The 4,194-nt window shown below is 39.2% G+C and carries 4 protein-coding genes; all 4 read left to right on the plus strand.

Annotation, left to right across the window (positions count from 1 at the left end):
• Positions 1 to 959: DUF2345 domain-containing protein (locus ACT3RN_RS14775; RefSeq protein WP_444518767.1), on the plus strand; the 959-nt coding region annotated here is incomplete at its 5' end.
• Positions 949 to 2,391, plus strand: coding sequence for a hypothetical protein (locus tag ACT3RN_RS14780; protein WP_192992616.1), 1,443 nt, complete (start codon positions 949 to 951; stop codon positions 2,389 to 2,391). The genes ACT3RN_RS14775 and ACT3RN_RS14780, both read left to right, overlap by 11 nt.
• A gap of 8 nt (positions 2,392 to 2,399) precedes the next feature.
• Complete coding sequence (locus ACT3RN_RS14785; RefSeq protein ID WP_192520984.1) at positions 2,400 to 3,083, plus strand: hypothetical protein; 684 nt, start codon at positions 2,400 to 2,402, stop codon at positions 3,081 to 3,083.
• A gap of 260 nt (positions 3,084 to 3,343) precedes the next feature.
• Complete coding sequence (locus ACT3RN_RS14790; protein WP_444518768.1) at positions 3,344 to 4,066, plus strand: DUF2345 domain-containing protein; 723 nt, start codon at positions 3,344 to 3,346, stop codon at positions 4,064 to 4,066.
• Positions 4,067 to 4,194: the final 128 nt, after the last annotated feature.

Here is a 4,194-nt window from a genome sequence, read left to right on the forward strand (position 1 = left end):
ATCCATCAGACACCGCCAAACGTCAAGGGATCAATGCGGCCACCAACGCGCAGATCAGTATCAAATCAGGGGAAGCACTTGTTCTATCCACTCAGCCGCAGACCCACGCGCAATATGGACAGCATAACTACCAGCACCACACCCCGACTCTGGCCCAAACTGCATTAGGTGGTCAGCATTTAACTGAGCGTTTAACGCAACTGGCAACAGGACTTGGTAGACAGGTCAATGACCATAACTCGATTAAGATGCAACTTGAGACTATCGCAGAGGAACAGCAAACCAAAACCCATCAACAAGCGCCCTATACGCTGATTGATAGTGCGGCTGATAGCAGCTATGTCAGTGAAGACACGCTCATTCAACGTTCAATGGGTGAAATGATTACTACGACTCAAGCGAACATGATGATCAGTAGTGGTGAGACTCATAATCAAATCAGTAATGAAGCACTGAACATCATAGCGGACGGTCAAGTGAGCATGACTAATGCTAAAGAGACTATTACCCTCTCCGCCCATACAGGGAAACTAGAAGCAACTGCCAAGCAAGATGTCAACATCGCTTCCTCAACCAAAGAGGTTGAGGTGGTGGCTACGAATAAGATTACGATCACAGCAGGGGGTGCGAGTATCACCCTTGATGGTGCTGATATTACGATAGTAGCAAAAGAGGTGACGGAGAAAGGCGGTAAGCATGGTAAGGCTGGGGGTGGGATGGATGGTTTGGGGCTTTTGGGGATGCCGACTACTCCAACAGCGTATCGCTTGCGCTTTCATCTAAAGAACGATGATGAAGTTCCTTATAGCTACACGCCGTACATAATAACTAATGAAAATACGGATGAAAAATTTGAAGGGGTAACGGATAAAGACGGTCATACTTCGACTTACTACTCTAGTACTCCTGATGGTTTTAATATTCATCTACAGATTGAGGGCATAGAATATGGCGACTAATTTACCAAATAGCGGAGGTACTGCTTCACGGGACAAAGACTACACGGTTGAATGTACAATATCAGATGTTGCACCGTTTACTGTACATTTTAGGCAGCCCAAAGATATGGCTGGACGTTACGGTTTTGATTATCCTAGGGATGCTGATAGATATCCTATAGAAGAAATATTTGAAGATGTATCTGGTAATAAAATTATAGACAATAGGAAATTGTTTATAGGTAATATAACGAACTTTAATAACATCTACCTAAAAGGTTCTAAATTATCTCACAAATTAAAAAGCAAAGACTATCTACCTGCTTGGTTAGTCTTGTTTCCTCATACGACTAGTGCTGTGTATAAAGGTGGCTCAGACATGCACTCACTTGGTGTCAAACTAGACTTAGAAATTCAGCAATTGATTGGTGATAAATCGTCACTAAGCGCAGGTAAATTCAAGACCTTAGAGTTTGCATCCTCAAATCCTAACAAATTAACTGTTTATCCTGAAACTATATCAATAGCTAAAATTCTTAACAAAGGTGTTACCGAAACCATAGTAGATGGAAAAAAAGGCACTACTCGAAATGACTATATTTCTAAAAAGGCTATTCTCATTAAAGGTGTTAAAAATCAATTACTAACTCAAAATGAAAGCATCGCTGTGTATGCTGTTTCAGACAAGTGCAAAGCTTTGGTTGGCGAACTAATGGTGCACAAAAATAATGTCACTTATAAAGCGGATCTTGTATTTGTAGATGTGACTTCTTCATCAAACTCTAACGTTAACTCTGCAAGCGATATTGAATACTATTTAAAGTTTTTATCATTTAATCAAGCTTTAATAAGAGCGGAAAAGGTAGTACAGTCGACTTTTAAGCTACATCTAATCAGTCAACCGAAAGTTCTAAGTTTCTTGGCAACCTATAGAGCTGGGGTTGCTGGAATTCAAAAAAAGGATCCAAGTCTAAATGCTCGTGATGCTCTGAATAAATTCCTTGATATCATTAAAAAAGAATTTATAGACATTTACGAATCTTACGGTAAACACATTCATACCGACGCAAATGGTAATAGAATTAAACTAAATGATGCGAAAAACCCAAAGACTTTTATCTTTAATACAGACTTAGAGGCTGGAAGAATAAACGGTTTTGCTCCAGGTGATGTAGTAGGAGGTAAATTCCAATGGGGCAATATTATTATAATTTTTAAGCAAGCTAATACAAACAAAGATACATTGGTTCACGAAATAGGTCATAGCTTAACACTCCGCCATGTCTTTGACTCTAAAGCTCCATATCGATTTTATCAAGGTTATAGCAACAAGGTAATGGACTACACTTGGTATCGTGGAAAAAGGAATGCTAAGAATAAAAACAAACGAATTTTGTTTCCAAGATATCAGTGGTATAAAATGCAGAATGACACAAGCACCTATAAGTTATAAGGGTTTTTATGAAAATTTTATTATTAGTACCTATGTTAAGTATTTTATTGATATCTTGTGACGCCTTTTCAACAAACGATAATACTAAGGACGAAAATACTGATAACTTAAAGCATATTATAGAAGAAGAAAAAATAAAGGAAGATGCTTTGAGAGTAATCGAAGCAGATATAGTTATATCAGAACCTTCAGTTGACTGGGAGCCAAGAATAATAAAAACACCAGTTAGTCAACCACATAAGCCCTTTTATTTTCCCGAATCGAGGGCTCAAGAAATAAAGAATTATTTATACAGAGAAATTGATAGCAACTTAATTAAAGGAAAGCAATTAGATGAAAATAAATATCTATTTCGAGGATATATCCAATATATAGATGGCATTGATTTTGATTACTCTTTCATTAAAGATACAGAAGGGTACTTTGGTAAAACATATACATTATCTAGTGACTATAAATCAAATGAAGAATTTAGTAAATTACATATGAATTTAATATACAAAATGTTAGAGATAAGTAGTATAGAAAATCCTCAACAATTCTTTCAAGAGTTAATAAATAGCCCTAAAATTACAAAATACACAGGATGTACTGTGCAACTTAAACAAGCTAAATACGGTGTGATAGATCTTACCTCTTGCGAAGAAGATGATGCAACAGTACTAGCTTTATATAATCCAGAATTAGAATAAAAATAATTGTTAAGTAGCTTCAAGGCATCAGCGCCACTACCAATGCCCAAATCAGTATCAAATCTGGCGAAGCACTTGTTCTATCAACTCAGCCGCAGACCCACGCGCAAGTCCAAGAGCACAATTATCAACAGCATACCCCGACCCTCACCCAAACTGGTCTTGGCGGACAGCACCTAGCGGCGCGTTTAACGCAGTTAGCAACGGGACTGGGACGTCAGGTCAATGACCATAAAGCGATTAAGACGCAGTTAGAAACTATCGCAGAGGAGCAGCAAACCAAAACCCATCAACAAGCGCCCTATACGCTGATCGATGGCGCTGCTGATACGAGCTATGTCAGTGACGAGACGCTGATTCAACGATCTATGGGTGAGATGATAACGACCTCTCAGCAAGATATGATGGTAAGTAGTGGTGATGGTCATCATCAGGTCAGTAGTGAGTCTTTGACAATGGTTGCTGATGGTCAATTCAGTATGACCAATGGTAAAGACAATATTATGCTGTCTGCGCATACAGGCAAGCTTGAGGCAACGGCGAAGCAAGATGTGAATGTATCATCCTCGACTAAGGAGGTTGAGGTGGTAGCAACGAATAAGATTACGCTGACGGCGGGCGGTGCGAGTATCACTTTAGATGGCGGTGATATTACGATTGCGGCGATGCAGTTTACGGAGAAGGCTGGTAAGCATAGCCGTGATGGCGGCGGGATGGATGGACAGGGGTTGGCGGGGTTGCCGAGTAAACAGCTAAAACTTACTAAAAGTATGCTAAACCTTATGTACGGTGAAGGGTTTCAGCTATTAGAAAAGGAAACTCAGTTACCTATTGCCAATCAAACGGTTTGGATTAAACGTGCAAATGGTGATGTACAAATGCTACAGACAGACAAAGAAGGCAAAACCCCACAAATAACAGAAGATAAAGAAGAAGACATTGAGCTACTAAATCCTCCACAGCTTGAAATATTTATTGGGTAAAACTATGGCAGCCGATTATAGAGTATTACTAACTAACTTTAGTTATCACTCAGATAAAACTATTACGGTAACAGGGACTAAACAGGGCTCAAAAGAAGAATTCACACTTAAATGTACTGCTGAGCAGC

It is taken from the genome of Psychrobacter sp. AOP5-GZ1-6 (genome assembly GCF_052376345.1).
In the GTDB taxonomy this organism is placed as follows: domain Bacteria; phylum Pseudomonadota; class Gammaproteobacteria; order Pseudomonadales; family Moraxellaceae; genus Psychrobacter.

Excerpts from the sequence above, each read along its gene's own strand:
- ACT3RN_RS14785 (WP_192520984.1), top strand. The coding sequence starts at position 2,400 with ATGAAAATTTTATTATTAGTACCTATGTTAAGTATTTTATTGATATCT.
- ACT3RN_RS14780 (WP_192992616.1), top strand. The coding sequence starts at position 949 with ATGGCGACTAATTTACCAAATAGCGGAGGTACTGCTTCACGGGACAAA.